13 protein-coding genes are annotated in these 17,307 nt (G+C 73.1%); 5 read left to right on the top strand and 8 right to left on the bottom strand.

Features of this window, described 5'->3' with window-relative positions; genetic code table 11:
• Nucleotides 1-24: 24 nt before the first annotated feature.
• The gene (locus SRB17_RS31595; RefSeq protein ID WP_323376523.1) at nucleotides 25-558 is read left to right on the top strand and encodes a cysteine dioxygenase; all 534 of its coding nucleotides are present in this window, start codon (nucleotides 25-27) and stop codon (nucleotides 556-558) included.
• Nucleotides 559-644: 86 nt separating this feature from the next.
• A complete protein-coding gene (locus SRB17_RS31590; protein ID WP_323376627.1) occupies nucleotides 645-1,055 on the top strand; it encodes a rhodanese-like domain-containing protein in 411 nt (136 codons plus the stop codon).
• A gap of 104 nt (nucleotides 1,056-1,159) precedes the next feature.
• Here SRB17_RS31590 and SRB17_RS31585 read toward each other — a convergent pair whose 3' ends face one another.
• From SRB17_RS31585 to recA, 3 genes are all read right to left on the bottom strand, one after another.
• Entirely contained in the window at nucleotides 1,160-3,688 is a 2,529-nt protein-coding gene (locus SRB17_RS31585; RefSeq protein WP_153543610.1) for an ABC transporter permease, read from the bottom strand.
• A 223-nt stretch (nucleotides 3,689-3,911) separates the two neighbouring features.
• Nucleotides 3,912-4,769, bottom strand: a complete 858-nt coding sequence (gene recX, locus SRB17_RS31580; protein ID WP_323376522.1) for a recombination regulator RecX — start codon at nucleotides 4,767-4,769, stop codon at nucleotides 3,912-3,914.
• Between the two features lie 3 nt (nucleotides 4,770-4,772).
• Nucleotides 4,773-5,900: a recombinase RecA gene (gene recA, locus SRB17_RS31575; protein ID WP_153543609.1), complete on the bottom strand. Its 1,128-nt coding sequence runs from the start codon at nucleotides 5,898-5,900 to the stop codon at nucleotides 4,773-4,775.
• 311 nt (nucleotides 5,901-6,211) lie between these two features.
• Here recA and SRB17_RS31570 point away from each other — a divergent pair, with 311 nt between their 5' ends.
• Nucleotides 6,212-6,973, top strand: coding sequence for a hypothetical protein (locus SRB17_RS31570; protein WP_153543608.1), 762 nt, complete (start codon nucleotides 6,212-6,214; stop codon nucleotides 6,971-6,973).
• Between the two features lie 77 nt (nucleotides 6,974-7,050).
• On the opposite strand, the gene SRB17_RS31565 is transcribed toward SRB17_RS31570, so the two are convergent.
• A complete protein-coding gene (locus SRB17_RS31565) occupies nucleotides 7,051-8,298 on the bottom strand; it encodes an AI-2E family transporter (RefSeq protein ID WP_323376521.1) in 1,248 nt (415 codons plus the stop codon).
• A gap of 114 nt (nucleotides 8,299-8,412) precedes the next feature.
• On the bottom strand, nucleotides 8,413-8,607 hold the full coding sequence (locus SRB17_RS31560; RefSeq protein ID WP_153543607.1) for a DUF3046 domain-containing protein: 195 nt from the start codon (nucleotides 8,605-8,607) through the stop codon (nucleotides 8,413-8,415).
• Between the two features lie 80 nt (nucleotides 8,608-8,687).
• Here SRB17_RS31560 and SRB17_RS31555 point away from each other — a divergent pair, with 80 nt between their 5' ends.
• Nucleotides 8,688-9,632: a hypothetical protein gene (locus SRB17_RS31555; protein ID WP_153543606.1), complete on the top strand. Its 945-nt coding sequence runs from the start codon at nucleotides 8,688-8,690 to the stop codon at nucleotides 9,630-9,632.
• A 93-nt stretch (nucleotides 9,633-9,725) separates the two neighbouring features.
• On the opposite strand, the gene SRB17_RS31550 is transcribed toward SRB17_RS31555, so the two are convergent.
• From SRB17_RS31550 to SRB17_RS31540, 3 genes are read right to left on the bottom strand one after another with little or no spacing between them, the layout of a single operon-like run.
• Entirely contained in the window at nucleotides 9,726-10,034 is a 309-nt protein-coding gene (locus SRB17_RS31550) for an AzlD domain-containing protein (RefSeq protein WP_323376520.1), read from the bottom strand.
• Nucleotides 10,031-10,903 carry an AzlC family ABC transporter permease gene (locus SRB17_RS31545; protein ID WP_323376519.1) on the bottom strand — a complete coding sequence of 291 codons (873 nt, stop codon included), beginning with the start codon at nucleotides 10,901-10,903 and terminating at the stop codon, nucleotides 10,031-10,033. Before SRB17_RS31545 ends, SRB17_RS31550 begins: the two co-directional genes overlap by 4 nt.
• A 23-nt stretch (nucleotides 10,904-10,926) precedes the next feature.
• Entirely contained in the window at nucleotides 10,927-11,841 is a 915-nt protein-coding gene (locus SRB17_RS31540; RefSeq protein ID WP_153543605.1) for a helix-turn-helix transcriptional regulator, read from the bottom strand.
• A 307-nt stretch (nucleotides 11,842-12,148) separates the two neighbouring features.
• Here SRB17_RS31540 and SRB17_RS31535 point away from each other — a divergent pair, with 307 nt between their 5' ends.
• The gene (locus SRB17_RS31535) at nucleotides 12,149-17,140 is read left to right on the top strand and encodes an ATP-dependent helicase (protein WP_153543604.1); all 4,992 of its coding nucleotides are present in this window, start codon (nucleotides 12,149-12,151) and stop codon (nucleotides 17,138-17,140) included.
• The last annotated feature ends 167 nt before the right edge of the window (nucleotides 17,141-17,307 follow it).

The following is a 17,307-nucleotide window of genomic DNA, read 5'->3' as shown; positions in this document are numbered from 1 at the left end:
CGAACCCTCCACAGGACGGTGCACGTGTCTGTCTCCCCCGTTCCCGTGTCCCCTGCCGTCGGCTCGGTGCCCACCCAGGCGGACCTCCTCGACTTCGTACGGCGTACGGCTGCCGACGCCGAACTGATCGCCTCCCTTCCGCTCGACCCGGAGGGCCGCACCTGGGTGCGGCTGCAGGGTCCGGGCGGCAGCGAGGCATGGCTCATCGGCTGGCCGCCCGGCACCGGCACCGGCTGGCACGACCACGCGGATTCGGTCGGAGCGTTCCTCACCGCCGCTGGCGTGCTCAAGGAGAACTCGCTCGCCGCCCGGCTGCCGACCGACGGCTGGAAGACCCTGGAGCTCGCCGAGGGCGTGGACCGCGAACGCCGGCTGCCCGCGGGCGAGGGCCGCGCCTTCGGCCGCCACCATGTCCACGAGGTGCTCAACGAGTCCCGTGACGAGCACGCGATCTCCGTACATGCCTACTACCCGCCGCTGCCGCGCATCCGCCGCTACAGCCGCACGGGGCATTTGCTCCGCCTCGAGCAGGTCGAACGCCCGGAGGACTGGCAGTGAGCCGCACGGAGGAGACGGCCGTGGGCGGCATCGGGGCCGCACCGAGCGGCGGTACGGGCGAGCCGCCGGCGGGCGGCGCAGGAGCGGTGGTCGGAGTGGGTAGACAGCCCGTCGGTATCGACGAGTTGCTGCAGCGGGTGCGTGCGGGCTATCGGCGCATCGAGGCACGGGAGGCGCACGAGGCGGCGCGGACCGGCGAGGCGCTGCTGGTCGACATCCGGTACGCGGCCCTGCGCGAGCGGGACGGACTGATCCCCGGCGCTCTCGTCATCGAGCGCAACGAACTGGAGTGGCGCCTCGATCCCCAGGGCAGCCACCGTGTCCCCGAGGCCACCGGCCACGACCTGCGCGTCGTGGTGCTCTGCAACGAGGGCTACGCCTCCAGCCTCGCGGTCGCCTCCCTCCACCAGCTGGGACTGCACCGGGCCACGGACCTCGTCGGTGGCTTCCAGGCATGGCGGGCAGAGGGCCTCCCGGTGGAGCCGGCGACGCCCTGACCCGAAACGGTCCCTGGCGACCTGGGAGGCGACACATCACCGGGAGTGCGGAACCCCCGTTCCGTTCCGGGCACGGGGGTCCGTCCACGTCCTCTTCCCGGCTGCTACTCCTTCGCTGTGGCCACCGTCACCGCCAGAACCCGCAGCGCCGCGCGCCCGGGCACCGCACTGGCCACGAGCGCGAGGAGACCGGCGGTCCCGACGACGGTGACGTACAGCAGGGGCGTGACCGAGGGCGCCGCCCGGCCCGTCATTCCGACGCTGAACGCGGTGAGCACGGCGAGCGCGATACCGCTGCCGAGTGAGGCGGCCAGGAACACGACGGACAGCGTCTCCGTCCGCAGCATCCGCAGCACCTGACGGCGGGTCGCACCGGCGAGGCGAAGCAGGCCGAATTCGCGGACACGCTCCGCAACCGACATCGCCAGCGTGTTGACGACGGCGATAGCGGTGAACGCCAGCACCAGTCCCATGGCGAGATAGTTGACCTCGGCATTCGTCTGCTGCCGCTCGGCCTGGAGGGTGTCCGCATCGGTCGGCGAAAGAATCCGCAGACCCGGGAACTCACGGAGTGTAGTCGCGAGTTGTGTCTGTGTACGGGTTGTGCTGACGAGGACGGAGGAGGCGAGCGGATTGTCGACGTGGCGGGCGATGAGGTCATGGGCGAAGGTGAGGTCGCCGAAGGCGAGACCCCGGGCATAGACGGCGGCGACGGTGAGCGTGGCGGGCGTCCCGTCGCCGAGGGTGAGTTTCAGGGTGCTGCCCGGCTTCAAGCGGTGCTGGTCAGCGGCCAGTTGGCTGACGGCGACCGTGCCGGGGGCGAGTCGGTCGAGAGAGCCGGCCGTGACCTGCGGGTCCCAGGTGCGGGTCAGGCCTGCCGGGGTGACGCCCTGCGCGGGGTACTTGTCGAGGCCGATACGGACGGTCGTGCGGACGACTTCGGTGACGGTGTCGTGCCGCCCGCGCAGCCGCTGTGCCGCCTCGGCAGGGACGCCGGGGCCCTGTGCGGCGACGACCCAGTCGGCCCGTACACCGTCACGGGCCTGGCTGCGGGCGGCGTCGCCGAGAGTGGACTGGACGAACAGGACGGTGCAGGTCATGCCGACGAGCAGGGTGAGGGGAGTGACGACGGAGGCCATACGGGCGGCGTTGCCGCGCAGGTTGGCGGTGGCGAGACGGCCGCCGTGACCGGCGAGCCGGAGCGGGCCGGCGAGCAGCAGCGCGGCCGCCCTGACCAGCAGCGGACCGAGCAGGGCGACGGAGGTGGACAGGACGACGACGGCGAGGAACGTCACAGGAGTCGAGGCGGGCTCGGTGCGCAGGGAGGTGAGGACGACGACGAGGACGACTCCGCCGGCGAGAAGCAGCAGTCCGGCGACGGTCCGGCCCCAGACGGGACGGGTCCGCTCGGTCCTGGCCTCGGCCAGAGCCTCGGCCGGGCGGATCCTGGCGACCCTGCGGGAGGCGATCCGGGCCGCGGCCCAGGCGCCGAGCAGAGTGGCGGCCAGGGCGGCGAGCGGCGGGAAGACACTGACGGTGAGTTCGAGGGTGGCGGGTACGGCGCCCAGGGCGACGAACCTGGAGTACAGCCAGCCACCCAAGGGCAGCCCGAGCAGCGCGCCCACGGTGCCCGCCGCCGCGCCGACGATCAGCGCCTCCCGGCCGAGCAGTTTGCGGATCTGTCCAGGTGTGGCGGCGATGGCGCGGAGCAGGGCGAGTTCGCGGTGGCGTTGCTGCACGGTGAGCGCGAAGGTGCCGACGACCACCAGCACCGCCACCAGCAGCGAGGTCCCGCCCATGGCGCCGCCCATGCTGACCAGCCGGGTGCGGGCGGCAGCCGCGTCCAGGAACTCGACAGGCCCGCGGGCGTCTCCGGTGCTGACCTGGGCGGTGGTGCCGTGCAGCGCCCGCGCCACGGCGTTGCGCACCTGCTCGGGGTCGGTTCCCTCCGCCGGCAACACGCCGTACGCGCTGACCTGCCCCGGATGCGCGGCCAGGCGGCGGGCCTCGGCGGCGGAGAAGAACAGGGACGTCTGGTGGCGTACGGCGGTGGCCGGGGCGGCGATACCGGTGATGCGGTAACTACGCGGGGCCTGTGTGGACTGCACGGTGAGCCGGTCACCGGGCCGCAGCCGAGCCCGTGCGGCGAGGTCACCGTCGATGACCAGGTCGCCGTCGGCCCTGGGCGCGCTGCCCGTGGTCAGCCGGTACGGCGTCAGCACGGAGGAGTCCCAGGCATGCCCGTATGCGGTACGGCCGCCGGTGCCGCCTGGAGTCAACGGCTGGGCGAGGAAGGTGAGTTCGGGCACGGCCCGGGCCACCCCGCGCACGTGGACGAGTCTGGTGCGCAGCCGCTCGGAGAGCCAGGCGCGTTCGGCGATGGGTTTCGCCTTGTGCTTGACCTTCGTCTTGCCGTTCTTGTGCTTGACGGTGGTCTTGTGGACGTACTGGTCACCGGAGACCACGACCGGAGCGGCGGCGTAGCGCTCGGTGCGGATGGTGCCGCGCAGGCCGGTGTCCAGGAGGGTGCCGCAGGCGGTGATCAGGGCGGCCGCGCACATCAGCGCGAGGAAGGCACCGAGGAAGCCCGCCTTCCGTGCGCGGACCGTCTGGAGGGCGTATCGCAGCATCATCAGGCGGGGCTCTCTTCTGTTGTACGCGTCGGCTGGGTCGTACGCGGTCGGCCTCGGCGGCTGTGCATGCCGTGGTCCGGAGCGTGCGTACAGACTCGCCTGCGCGTGGCAGGAAGAGCACTGCGGTGGCCCGGCGTCTTCGGCGGGGGTTAACCCCCGATCAACCCCCATGCGACGCGGGGAGTTCGCGAGCACGGCGGCTTCCCGCCTGCGCGCCGAGGACTCAGAACTCTCCTTCTCCCAGGAACTCCGTGTTCTCGCCCTCTTCCTCCAGGGCCTGGCGGACGACCCGGAGGGCCATGCCCTCGGGGTAGCCCTTGCGGGCGAGCATGCCGGCGAGACGGCGGAGCCGCTTGTCACGGTCGAGGCCACGGGTGGCGCGCAGTTTGCGGGTCACGAGCTCTCGGGCCGTCTCCTCCTCCTGCTCGGAGTCGAGCTGGGAGACGGCCTCGTCGATCAGCGCCGAGTCGACCCCCTTGGTGCGAAGCTCCTGGGCGAGCGCCCGGCGGGCAAGCCCCCGGCCGTGATGCCGGGACTCCACCCAGGCGTCCGCGAACGCGCTGTCGTCGATCAGCCCGACCTCCTCGAACCGCGACAGCACCTCCTCGGCCACCTCCTCGGGGATCTCCCGCTTGCGCAGGGCGTCCGCGAGTTGCTTGCGGGTGCGCGGGGTCCCGGTGAGCAGGCGCAGGCAGATCGCCCGTGCCCGCTCAGCCGGGTCCCCTGAAGACTCCCCCCGCTCGGCCCTCGACGAGGAAGGGGCGCCTTCGTCCTCACCGGGTACGTCTCCGAAGCCGCGCCGCCGGCCTCGCGCCCGCCCGCGGCCGCCCCGCGGGCCGACGCCGCCGCGGGAGCCGCGGCCGGGCGAGCCGCCCCCGTACGGCTCGTCGCCCGCGCCCGGGTGGGCGCCGCCGGCATCCCCGTATCCGCCGGTGCCCCGGTGCTCGTCGTGACCCTGGTAACCGTCGTCCCGATGTCCGCCGCCGCGCGGGGCGGAGTCCGGGTTGCTCCCGGTGCCCCTCCCCCGTGGGGCGCCGGGGGTGGCGTACTCGTACTCGGCCCAGTCGGTTCGTCGTGTCACGGGTCAGCTCTTGGCTGCGGCGGCCTTGGGCTTGGTGGCCTTGGCGGCTGCCGGGGCGGGCACCGTCTTGGCGTCGTCGGCGGCCGCGGTGGTGACCGCCGCGTCCCCGCCCGGCTCGGCGGCAGGCTCCTCCGGCCGGACGCCGACGCCCAGCTTCTCCTTGATCTTCTTCTCGATCTCGTTGGCCAGGTCGGGGTTGTCCTTGAGGAAGTTGCGCGCGTTCTCCTTGCCCTGGCCGAGCTGGTCGCCCTCGTACGTGTACCAGGCGCCGGCCTTGCGGACGAAGCCGTGCTCCACGCCCATGTCGATCAGACCGCCCTCGCGGCTGATGCCCTGGCCGTAGAGGATGTCGAACTCGGCCTGCTTGAAGGGCGGGGCGACCTTGTTCTTGACGACCTTGCAGCGGGTGCGGTTGCCGACCGCCTCCGTGCCGTCCTTCAGGGTCTCGATGCGGCGGATGTCGATACGCACCGAGGCGTAGAACTTCAGCGCGCGGCCACCGGTCGTGGTCTCCGGGGAGCCGAACATCACGCCGATCTTCTCGCGGAGCTGGTTGATGAAGATCGCGGTGGTCTTGGACTGGTTGAGCGCGCTGGTGATCTTCCGCAGGGCCTGGCTCATCAGCCGGGCCTGGAGACCGACGTGGCTGTCGCCCATCTCGCCCTCGATCTCCGCGCGCGGGACGAGCGCGGCGACGGAGTCGATGACGATGAGATCGAGCGCGCCGGAGCGGACGAGCATGTCCACGATCTCCAGGGCCTGCTCGCCGTTGTCGGGCTGGGAGAGGATCAGGTTGTCGATGTCGACGCCGAGCTTCTTCGCGTACTCGGGGTCGAGGGCGTGCTCCGCGTCGACGAAGGCGACCTGGCCGCCGGCCTTCTGCGCGTTGGCCACCGCGTGCAGGGTCAGGGTCGTCTTACCGGAGGACTCCGGGCCGTACACCTCCACCACACGGCCGCGCGGCAGACCGCCGACACCGAGGGCGACGTCGAGTGCGGTCGACCCGGTGGGGATGACCTCGATGGGCTCGTTCGGCCGCTCGCCCAGGCGCATCACCGCGCCCTTGCCGAATTGCCGTTCAATCTGTGCGAGCGCGGCGTCGAGCGCCTTCTCGCGGTCGGTTCCTGCCATGGGTTCCACCCGGTTTGCTTGAGTCGATCGCTTCACGTCAAAGACGCTAACGCCTGCCACTGACAATGGGCCCCGACGCAGGCCCAGCCTGTGGATAACCATGGGACTTCTTCCCGTAAAACGGGGCGAAATCCACTGCCGATGCCTCGCCTGAACCTCCATGAGAATGGATGTTCGATTTTGGTGTCAAGCGCACCACGCGGCGCCCGGAACCCGTGCCGCGGCACCCGGCGTCGCTACTCCCGGAGGCGTAAAACGGGTGTCTTCGGCCGGACGACGACCGGGCGGGCCGCTCCGGAGAGCCTTGGCCCATGAAGAATCCGCGCGCCGTCGACCGCCTCTGTCATGCGACGGGGCTGCTCCTCGTCCTGTCCGGTCTCGTGCACCTGGGGGTGTTCGCGGTCGACGGAGGCCCGTGGGCCGGTCCCGTCTCCTGGCGCAAGCCCGTCACCTTCGGGCTCTCCTTCGGGCTGACGCTGATCGCGATCACGTGGGTCACGTCGTATCTGCGCGTCGGCCCGCGGCTGCGCTCGGCCCTGCTGCTCGTCTTCGCCGCCGACTGTGTGGTGGAGGTCGGCGGCATCACCCTCCAGGCCTGGCGCCGGGTGCCCTCGCACCTGAACATGGAGACCCCCTTCGACACGGCGGTGTCCATGACGCTCGCGGTGGGCGGCGGTGTCCTTGTCGCCCTGCTCACGGTGTTCGCCGTCGCGTCCTTCCGGCACCGGCCGACAGGGCCGGCGGGCATGCCGCTCGCGGTCCGCTCCGGGTTCGCGATCCTGCTGGTGGCACTGGCCTCGGGGGCTGCGATGATCGCGCGCGGGGTCGTACTGACCCGCACCGGCCACCAGGAGGCCGCCTACGCCTCGACGGCCCCGCTCAAGCCCCTGCACGGCGTGAGCCTGCACGCCGTACTCGTCCTACCCGCGCTGGCCTGGCTGTTGTCCCGCTGGCCCTGGAGCGACTCGCCCTGGAGCGAACGGACACGCCGGCGGATCGTGGCCACGGCGGTCGGCTGCTACGCGGTGGCCGTCGCCGGTGCGGGAGCGTGGGCGGTGCTGACGTATCGATGACAAGGCCGGGACGGCACCGGCCCACCGCCTCCTCTCCCGTCACCGGCCCGCGACGTCCGCCTGCGAGGCACACCGGTCTACGACGACTGCTCCGGCTCGGGCTGCCCGGCCCGCGGCCGGCGTATGCGCGCCAGCATTCCGGGGCCGCCCGGGCTCCGGCCGCGGTGCCCGTGCACCCTGGGATCGTCCGTGACGGCGTACCGCTTCACATACGCCCCGAGGAAGGCCTGGAGAGTGGCGACCGCAGGGATGGCGATCAGCGCGCCGACGGCGCCCAGCAGCGCGGTGCCGGCGATGACCGAACCGAAGGCGACCGCAGGGTGGATGTCGACCGTCCTGGCGGTCAGCTTGGGCTGGAGCATGTAGTTCTCGAACTGCTGATAGACCACCACGAAGACCAGCACCCACACCGCGTACCAGGGGTCGACGGTGAACGCGATCAGCATCGGCAGCGCACCGGCGAGGTAGGTGCCGATGGTCGGAATGAACTGTGAGACCAGGCCCACCCAGACACCTAGCACGGGCGCGTACGGCACACCGAGGGCCTGGAGCAGGATGTAGTGGGCGACGCCGGAGATGAGTGCCATCAGGCCGCGCGAGTAGAGATAGCCGCCCGTCTTGTCGACGGCGATCTCCCAGGCGCGCAGCACCTCGGCCTGGCGGGCGGGCGGCAGGACGGAGCACAGGGCGCGGCGCAGCCGGGGGCCGTCGGCCGCGAAGTAGAAGGAGAACAGCCCCACCGTCAGCAGCTGGAACAGTCCGCCGAGCACCTGCGCGGAGACGTCGAGAACACCCGCGGCGCTGTTCTGTGCGTATTTGCGCAGCCAGTCGGAGTGGAGCAGGCCCTCCTGGACGTCCACGCGCCGGAGCTCGGTGTGGAAGGTCTCATTGATCCAGTTGATGAGCGAGTCAAGGTATTGCGGGAAGCCCTCGACCATCTTGATGATCTGGCCGGCCAGCATGGAGCCGAGCAGGGTGACGAACCCGGCGACGGCGATCGTCAGCCCGAGGAAGACCAGGAAGGTGGCCAGTCCCCGGCGCATGCCGCGGGCGGCCATCCGGCTCACCGCGGGCTCGATCGCGAGAGCCAGGAAGAACGCGATCAACACGTTGATCAACAGCCCGGTGAGCTGATGGAAGGCCCAGCTGCCGAGCTGGAACGCGGCGATCAACGCGAGCGCGAGCACCATGGCGCGCGGCAGCCAGCGCGGCATGCGGCCGACCGCGGCGACGGCGCCGGAGGCCGTGGGCCGCTCGGGCCGTGTCGTGCCGGTCGGTGCCGCGTCCCGGGTCAGCGGCTGGTCGTCCTCGTCAATCGGTGCCACGGGCCAAGTCTCGCCCACGCCACCGACAACCGGCGCCCACCCGCGATCTTCGTGACCGATCGGTGCCGTACGGCGGGCCCCTTCACGGACGATCAGGGCATTTCGGACGGTGGTTCAGTGTCGCTCGCCGGGCACGTCCATGACCGTGCAGACCACGCGCCACACGTCCTTCGCATCCCAGCCGGCGTTCAGCGCCTCGTTCACCGTGCGCCCGCCCAGCTCGGACATGACGTGATCGCGCGCGAAGGTGTCGGCGTACCCCGGACCGAAGTGTTCCGCCATTCGCTGCCAGAAGACCGTCAACCGCATGACTCAAGTATCCCGCCCCTGGGGGTGGGCCCCGGCCGGGAGCGCTTGCCGAGACCGCTTTCCGTCCTACGGTCTGACACATGGCCGAAACAGGAGCTTCCCCACTCCCTCCCACGCCCCCGGCGCGCTCCCCGCTCTTCCGCGCCGAACAGTTCGTGTGGCTCACCGCGCGCGTGCTGGAGCAGCACCTCTTCGCGTACCACTTCCTGCACGGCACCCCGGACGCGGTGGAAGCGGCGCTGGACGCCTACCGCAACGAGGACGGCGGGTACGGGCACGCCCTGGAACCCGACCTGCGCGGTCCCGTGAGCCAGCCCTTGCACACCGCGCACGCGCTGCGCGTTCTGGACGCCGTCGGGCGCTGCGGCGGGCAGCGGGTCGAGCGCGTCTGCCGCTATCTGACCTCGGTCTCCACCGCGGACGGCGCCCTGCCGGCGATCCATCCCAGCCAGCGCGGATATCCGGTGGCACCGTTCGTCCCGGTCGTCGACGACCCTGCCAGCGAGCTGCTGGCCACGGGACCGGTGGTGGGGCTGCTGCACCGCAACGAGGTGTGGCACGCCTGGCTGTTCCGGGCCACCGACTTCTGCTGGCAGGCCGTGGAGTCCCTGGAGAAGTCCCATCCGTACGAGGTGGAGGCCGCCGTGGCCTTCCTCGACTCCGCTCCCGACCGCTCACGCGCGGAGGCCGCCGCGGACCGGCTCGGCCGCCTGGTGCGGGAGCAACGGCTCGCGGCCCTGGACCCGGACCGGCTCGACGCGTTTCCGGTGGCGTCCGGCTACGCCCCCGGCGAGCACCACTTCCCGCACGACTTCGCCAGGACCCCGGAGTCACTCGCGCGCGCGTGGTTCACGGACGACGAGATGGCACGTTCCCTGGACCACCTGACCGCCGAGCAGCAGGACGACGGCGGCTGGCCGATCCGGTGGCGCCAGTGGGCACCGGCCCCCGCGCTGGAGGCACGCCCCCTGGTGACGATCGAGGCACTGCGCACCCTGCGGGCGTACGGCCGTTTCGTGGGCTGAGCCGGCGTCGTACGGCCGCCCGCCCCCGACCGAGCCCGACCGGTTCGCGCGGCACCACGCGTGTGGGCCGCGCCGGCCGGCGTCCGTCCCGCGTCATCCGCCGAGAGCCCGTACACCTGCCGTCACCACCACGGCCGCCGCGACGACCAGGAGGAACGGCGCGCGCAGCACCAGCGCCACTGCGGCCGCGCCGAGCCCCGCGACCCGTGCGTCCAGCACGAGCCCGTGCCCGTCGGCGAACGTCTGCTGAGCCGTGAGCGCGGCGAGGAGGGCGACGGGCAGCAGGGCGGCGAGCCGCCGTACGAACGGCCGCTCCATGGCGCCAGCGGGCACCAGCAGCCCGGCGAGCTTGACGGCGTAGCAGCCGAGGGCGGTCAAGCCGATCGCGATCCAGGTGTTCACCGGTCCTCCTCCGCTACGGCGCCGTCCTCCGGCCCATCCGCTCCATTGATCCGGTCAACCCGGTCCATCCGGTCCACCCGGGTCACTCCATCCGATCCGGTGAGTCCAGCCGGTCCCCCCGTCCGGCCCGGCCCGCGCCGTACACCCTGCCGGCCACGCCCCTCGCGAAGGCCCTCGGCGACGAGGGCGACCGGCGCCGCCAGGGCCGCCACCAGGACCGGAACGCCGGCCGGGAGGACGGGCAGCAGGCCGAGGCCCAGCAGGACCGCCAGGCCCGCGACCGCGCGCTCGCTGGTCGTCCTCAGCATCGGCGCGAGCAGCGCCAGGAACACGGCGGGCCCGGCCGCGTCCAGGCCCCACGCGCGCGTGTCGCCGATGGCCTTGGCGCCGAGCGCGCCGAGCAGCGTGGTGAGGTTCCAGAGCGCGTACAGCGTGAGCCCGGTGACGGTGAAGCCGATCCGCCGGGCGCGCCGGGTCGGCTGGGCCAGGGTGACCGCCGCGGTCTCGTCGATCACCCACTGGGCGGCGAACGGCCGTACCGCGCGCGGGAGGGCGAGCAACTGCGACAGCCGCAGCCCGTAGAAGGCGTTGCGCACGCCGAGGAAGAAGGCGCCCGCGGCCGCCGTGAACGGATTGCCTCCGGCGGCGAGCGCTCCGACCAGCGCGAACTGGGAAGCGCCGGTGAAGACCAGGAGGCTGAGCGCGCAGGTCTGGAGCAGTCCGAGCCCGCTGCCGGCCGAGGTCACCCCGAAGGCGAATCCGGACAGGCCCACGGCGACGCCGACGCCGAGGGCGTCCCGTACGACGGTCCGGTCGGGCTTGTCCGCGCCGTCGGCGGTCAGGTCCGCGAGTGCTGTCTGCTGTGCCACGCCCCGGAGGGTACGGACATCCCTCACCCCGGGTCTTGTACGTTCTTGCGCCCGCCCTGGCCGGATGCCGTGCGCTCACGCTGGTAGGCCCCCGGAGGCACCCCGACGATCCGGGTGAAGTGCCGGTTGAGGTGCGGCTGGTCGGTGAAGCCGACGGCCACCGCCGCCTCGGCAGGAGGCGAGCCCGCGTCCAGAAGAAGGCGCGCGCGGCGCACGCGGGCGTCGGTCAGCCAGGCGTGGGGAGGCATGCCGTAGGAGTCGCGGAAGGCCCGCAGCAACGCAAAGGGGCTGGTGCCGAGTTCGGTAGCCAGCCGTTCCAGGGTCGGCGGCTCGGCCATCCGCTCGTCGAGCACCGCACGCGCGCGTGCCGCGACACCCGCTCCGGCCGTGCTGACCGGCCGCTGCGGCAGCGGACCGCCGTTCCGTCGCAGCAGCCTGGTCACGGCGATCCGCAGCATGGTGTCGGCGGCCAGGGCGTTGCCCTCGTCGGCGGCGCGCAGCACCTGGTGGACCAGACGCACGGTGTACGGGTCGTCGAGGACAGGGCTGAGGAAACCCGGCGTGCCCCGGATGGTGGTGGTCTCGGCCGCGATCGCGGCGACCACCTCGGGTGAGGGGTAGACGGCGCCGTACCGCCAGCCCTCGGGGACGCCGGCGCGGCCGGTGTGCGCCGTGTCCGGGTTGACCAGTGCGAGGGCTCCCGCGCCCGCGGACACGTCGGAGCCGCGGTGGTGGAAGACCTCGACGCCGTCGGCTATGGCCGCGATCACGAAGTGCTCGTGGGTGTGCCGGACGAACGTCTTGTGGACGTACCGGGCCCGCAGCAGGTCCACGCCCGGCAGGTCGGCGTACCGCCAGTGCCGCGCACGCTCCACGGGCCGGCGCCCACCCGTCTCCCCGCCCGTCCGTTCCTCGCCCCGCCGAACCTCACCCGCCATACGCCCATTCTCCGCCCCGCCGCCCGCGACCGACCTCGTCCGCTCTCCGCCCGCCGCCCGCGACCGACCTCGTCCGCTCTCCGCCCCCGGCGCCCGCGACCGGCCTCGTCCGCTCCCCGCCCCACGACCGCCGCCGCCCCCCGGCACTACCCGCAGCCGCCACCGCTCACTCCGCGCACCACCACCTCACTCCCGGCCCCGCCCGCGCCGCCCGGCTCCCGTCCCCGCCTGGCTCCCGACCACTTCCCACCGCGGGACGTATGCCCAGGTCAGCGCGATTGTCAGTGGCCGGGTGCAGGATGGACGCATGGTCAGCTCCGCACACCGAGCCCTCGACGGCTTCTCCCCCGCGACCCGAGGCTGGTTCACGGGGGCGTTCTCCGCGCCCACCGCGGCCCAGGCCGGCGCGTGGCGGGCCATCGGCGCGGGCTCGGACGTGCTGGTGGTGGCCCCGACCGGCTCGGGCAAGACGCTGGCCGCGTTCCTCGCCGCCCTGGACCAGCTGGCCTCGACCCCGCCCCCGGCCGACCCGAAGAAGCGCTGCCGGGTGCTCTATGTTTCCCCGCTGAAGGCCCTCGCGGTCGATGTCGAGCGCAACCTCCGCAGCCCGCTGACCGGCATCCGCCAGGAGTCCGTGCGCCTGGGCCTGCCCGAGCCCGAGGTCAGGGTCGGCATCCGCTCCGGCGACACCCCGGCGGCCGAGCGGCGCGCCCTGTCCACCCGCCCGCCGGACATCCTGATCACCACCCCCGAGTCGCTGTTCCTGATGCTGACCTCGGCCACGCGTGACGCGCTGACGGGCGTGGAGACGGTGATCCTGGACGAGGTGCACGCGGTCGCGGGCACCAAGCGCGGCGCCCATCTCGCGCTCTCCCTGGAGCGGCTGGACGAGCTGCTGCCGAAGCCCGCCCGCCGGATCGGCCTGTCGGCGACCGTCCGCCCGGTGGACGAGGTGGCCCGGTATCTGTCGCCGCGCCGCAAGGTGGAGATCGTCCAGCCGGAGTCCGGCAAGGAGTTCGACCTGTCCGTGGTGGTGCCGGTCGAGGACATGGGCGAGCTGGGCGGCTCCCCCGCGGCCGACGCCGCCGAAGGCGGCGAGAAACCGTCGATCTGGCCGCATGTGGAGGAGCGGATCGCCGACCTGGTCCAGTCCCACCGCTCCACGATCGTGTTCGCCAACTCCCGGCGCCTCGCCGAGCGGCTGTGCAACCGGCTCAACGAGATCGCCTACGAGCGGGCGACCGGCGAGACCCTGGACGAGCACCACGCCCCGGCCCAGCTGATGGGCGGCTCGGGAGCGGCCCAGGGCGCGCCCCCGGTGATCGCCCGCGCACACCACGGCTCGGTCTCCAAGGAGCAGCGCGCCCTGGTCGAGGAGGACCTGAAGGCGGGCCGGCTGCCCGCCGTGGTCGCCACGTCTAGCCTGGAGCTGGGCATCGACATGGGCGCCGTCGACCTGGTCGTGCAGGTCGAGTCCCCGCCCTCGGTCGCCTCCGGCCTCCAGCGCGTCGGCCGCGCGGGGCACCAGGTGGGCGCCGTCTCCACCGGTGTCGTCTTCCCCAAGTACCGCGGTGACCTGGTCCAGGCGGCCGTGGTCACCGAACGGATGCGCTCCGGCTCGATCGAGTCCCTGAGGGTGCCCGCGAACCCGCTCGACGTGCTCGCGCAGCAACTGGTCGCGATGACGGCGCTGGACACCTGGCAGTTCGACGACCTGCTCGCCATGGTCCGCCGTGCCGCACCCTTCGCGTCACTGCCCGAGTCGGCGTTCACGGCGGTCCTCGACATGCTCGCGGGCCGCTATCCGTCCGACGCGTTCGCGGAGTTGCGCCCGCGCGTGGTGTGGGACCGCGTGACCGGCGAGATCACCGGCCGTCCGGGCGCCCAGCGCCTCGCCGTCACCTCCGGCGGCACGATCCCCGACCGCGGCCTCTTCGGGGTCTTCCTCGCCGGTTCCGACCCGAAGAAGGGCGGCGGCCGGGTCGGCGAACTGGACGAGGAGATGGTCTACGAGTCCCGGGTCGGGGATGTCTTCACGCTGGGCACGAGTTCCTGGCGGATCGAGGACATCACCCGCGACCGGGTCCTGGTCTCCCCCGCGCCCGGTGTGCCGGGCCGACTGCCCTTCTGGAAGGGCGACCAGCTCGGCCGCCCGCTCGAACTGGGCCGCGCGGTGGGCGCGTTCCTGCGTGAGGTCGGCTCGCTGCCCAAGGACGACGCCCGGCTGCGTCTGCTCGCGGCGGGCCTCGACGCCTGGGCGGCGGACAACGTGCTGTCGTACCTGGACGAGCAGCGCGAGGCCTGCGGCCATGTCCCGGACGACCGTACGATCGTCGTGGAGCGCTTCCGCGACGAGCTCGGCGACTGGCGGGTCGTCGTCCACTCCCCCTTCGGCGCCCAGGTGCACGCCCCCTGGGCCCTCGCGCTCGGCGCCCGCCTGTCCGAGCGGTACGGCATGGACGCGCAGGTCATGCACGCCGACGACGGCATCGTGCTGCGCCTGCCCGACGCCGACCTGATGGGCCTGGACCTGCTCGACCAGGAGCCCATGAAGGCCGGCACCGAGTACGACAGCGACCAGGCGCCCGTCGGCGCGGCGGACGTCGCCTTCGACAAGGGCGAGGTCAACCAGGTCGTCACCGACCAGGTCGGCGGCTCCGCCCTGTTCGCCTCCCGGTTCCGCGAGTGCGCCGCCCGCGCGCTGCTGCTGCCACGCCGCAACCCCGGCAAGCGCACCCCGCTGTGGCAGCAGCGCCAGCGTGCGGCCCAACTGCTGCAGGTGGCGAGCGAGTTCGGCTCGTTCCCGATCGTCCTGGAGGCCGTCCGCGAATGCCTCCAGGACGTCTTCGACGTCCCCGGGCTCGCGGAGCTGATGGGCGACATCGAGTCCCGCAAGGTGCGCCTGGTCGAGGTCACCACTCCGGCGCCCTCGCCGTTCGCCCGATCTCTGCTGTTCGGGTACGTCGCCCAGTTCCTGTACGAGGGCGACTCCCCGCTCGCCGAGCGCCGCGCCGCCGCGCTGTCCCTGGACTCCCGGCTGCTGGCCGAGCTGCTGGGCCAGGCGGAGCTGCGGGAACTGCTCGACGCCGAGGTGCTGACCGAGCTGGAGCGCGAGCTGCAGTGGCTCAGCGACGACCGCCGGGTCAAGGACGTGGAGGGCGTGGCCGATGTGCTGCGACTGCTCGGCCCGCTGACCGACGCCGAGCTGGTGGCGCGGGGCGCGGATGCGCAGTGGGCGCGCGAGCTGGCCGGTGCCCGCCGGGCCATCAAGGTCCGGATCGCCGGCGCCGACCACTGGGCGGCGGTCGAGGACGCGGGCCGGCTGCGCGACGCGCTCGGTACGGCGCTTCCGGTCGGCGTGCCCGAGGCCTTCACCGAGCCGGTCAAGGATCCGCTGGGCGATCTTCTCGCCCGTTACGCCCGCACCCACGGCCCGTTCACGTCGGCCACGGCGGCGGCCCGATTCGGCCTGGGCGTGGCCGTCACCGAGGGCGCTTTGCAGCGGCTCGCCGCGAACGGCCGGGTCGTCCAGGGCGAGTTCCACCCCGCCGGCATCGGCCAGGAGTGGTGCGACGCGGCCGTACTGCGCCGCCTGCGCCGCCGCTCCCTGGCGGCCCTGCGGCATGAGCTGGAGCCCGTGCCGCCGGCCGCGCTCGCACAGTTCCTGCCCCAGTGGCAGCACATCGGCAAGGGGCACGGCCTGCGCGGCATCGACGGACTGGTGCGCGCCATCGAGCAGTTGCAGGGTGCCTCCGTGCCCGCGTCCGCGCTGGAGAAGCTGGTCCTGCCCTCCCGCGTGGCGAACTACACGCCCTCCATGCTCGACGAACTGACCGCCGCCGGCGAAGTGGTGTGGTCCGGTGCGGGCGCCCTGCCCGGCAAGGACGGCTGGGTCTCCCTCTATCTGGCGGACGCGGCCCCCCTGCTGCTCCCGTCGCCCCACCCCCTGGAGCTGACCGCCCTCCACCAGTCCGTCCTGGACGCGCTCTCCGGCGGCTACGGCCTGTTCTTCCGCCAGATCGCCGACCAGGTCCGTGCCACCACCCACCCCGACGTCACCGACCCCCAACTCGCCGACGCTCTCTGGGACCTGGCCTGGTCGGGCCGGCTCACCAACGACACCCTCGCGCCGATGCGCTCCCTGCTGGGCTCCGGCCGGACCGCGGGCTCGACCGCCCACCGCGCCAAGCGCGCCGTCCCGCGCGGGCGCTACGGCTCCCTGACGGCCGCCGCACGCACCGCGTCCCGTACGGGCCCGCCGACCGTCGCCGGCCGCTGGTCCCTGCTCCCCACGGCCGAGCCGGACCCCACCGTGCGCGCCCACGCGCTGGCCCGCACCCTGCTGGACCGGCACGGCGTGGTCACCCGCGGGGCGGTCACCGCGGAAGGGATCGAGGGCGGCTTCTCTGCGGTGTACCGCGTGCTGTCCGCGTTCGAGGAGAGCGGCCAGGCGCGCCGCGGCTATGTGGTCGAGGGCCTGGGCGCGGCCCAGTTCGCCATGGACGGCGCGGTGGACCGGCTCCGCGCGGTGTCCAACGCCCGCGACCGCGGCGAGAGTCTGACCGCCGCCGCCCCCGGAAACGGCCTCCCGGGTCTCTCGAACGGCTTTGCCGCACCGGCGTTCCCGGACCACTTCGGCGGAAGCGATGGCGCACCTCACGAACCCCTCCTCCCCGGCACCTTCGACGGGTCGGACGGCGGCTTCGCCCACCCCGGCCTCGACGGCGACTTCACCTGGCCACCGGCAGACCCCCCGCCCGCCCCCGGCGACCATGTCTCGCCCCGCGACCTCGCCGACCCCTTCGCCTCCCCCGGCTACGGCGGCCCCCGAGGCGGCGGAACCGCCTCCTACGGCTCACCGGCACACCGGGGGTACGGCGGCGGTCGTACGAGCACGGCCTCACCCGACCCACGTGCCGTGGTCCTCGCCGCGGCCGATCCCGCCAACGCGTACGGCGCGGCCCTGTCCTGGCCCGAGCCGCCGACCGGTGCCGGGCACAAACCGGGCCGCAAGGCGGGCTCGCTGGTTGTCCTGGTGGAGGGCGAGCTGACGCTGTACATGGAGCGCGGCGGCAAGACCCTGCTGGCCTGGCCCGCCGGACCGGACACTCCGGCCCCGGACGACCCCCGGCTCCGTACGGCCGCGGAGGCCCTGGCCGCGGCGGCCCGTGCGGGCTCCCTCGGCACGGTCACGGTCGAGCGGATCAACGGCGCCCAGGCCCTCACCTCGCCGACAGGCACCCTTCTCGAAGCAGCGGGCTTCGTGGCCACACCGCGCGGCCTGCGCCTGAGAGCGTGACGCTCCGCTGGATGCCGCAGAATGTGGACGTGCCGCGGTATGCCGTCTTTCCGCAGCGGCCGTGCCGTGGCTGGTCGCGCCCACGCGGCGGAGCCGCACATCGACAGGGTCCCGCGCCCCTTTGGGACGCCCCACCACTCCCGTCCACCGCCCACCTCGCCGTGGCA

The sequence above is a fragment of the Streptomyces sp. RB17 genome (assembly GCF_009604455.1).
GTDB lineage: Bacteria > Actinomycetota > Actinomycetes > Streptomycetales > Streptomycetaceae > Streptomyces.
This window is presented reverse-complemented; position numbering and strand designations above follow the sequence as displayed.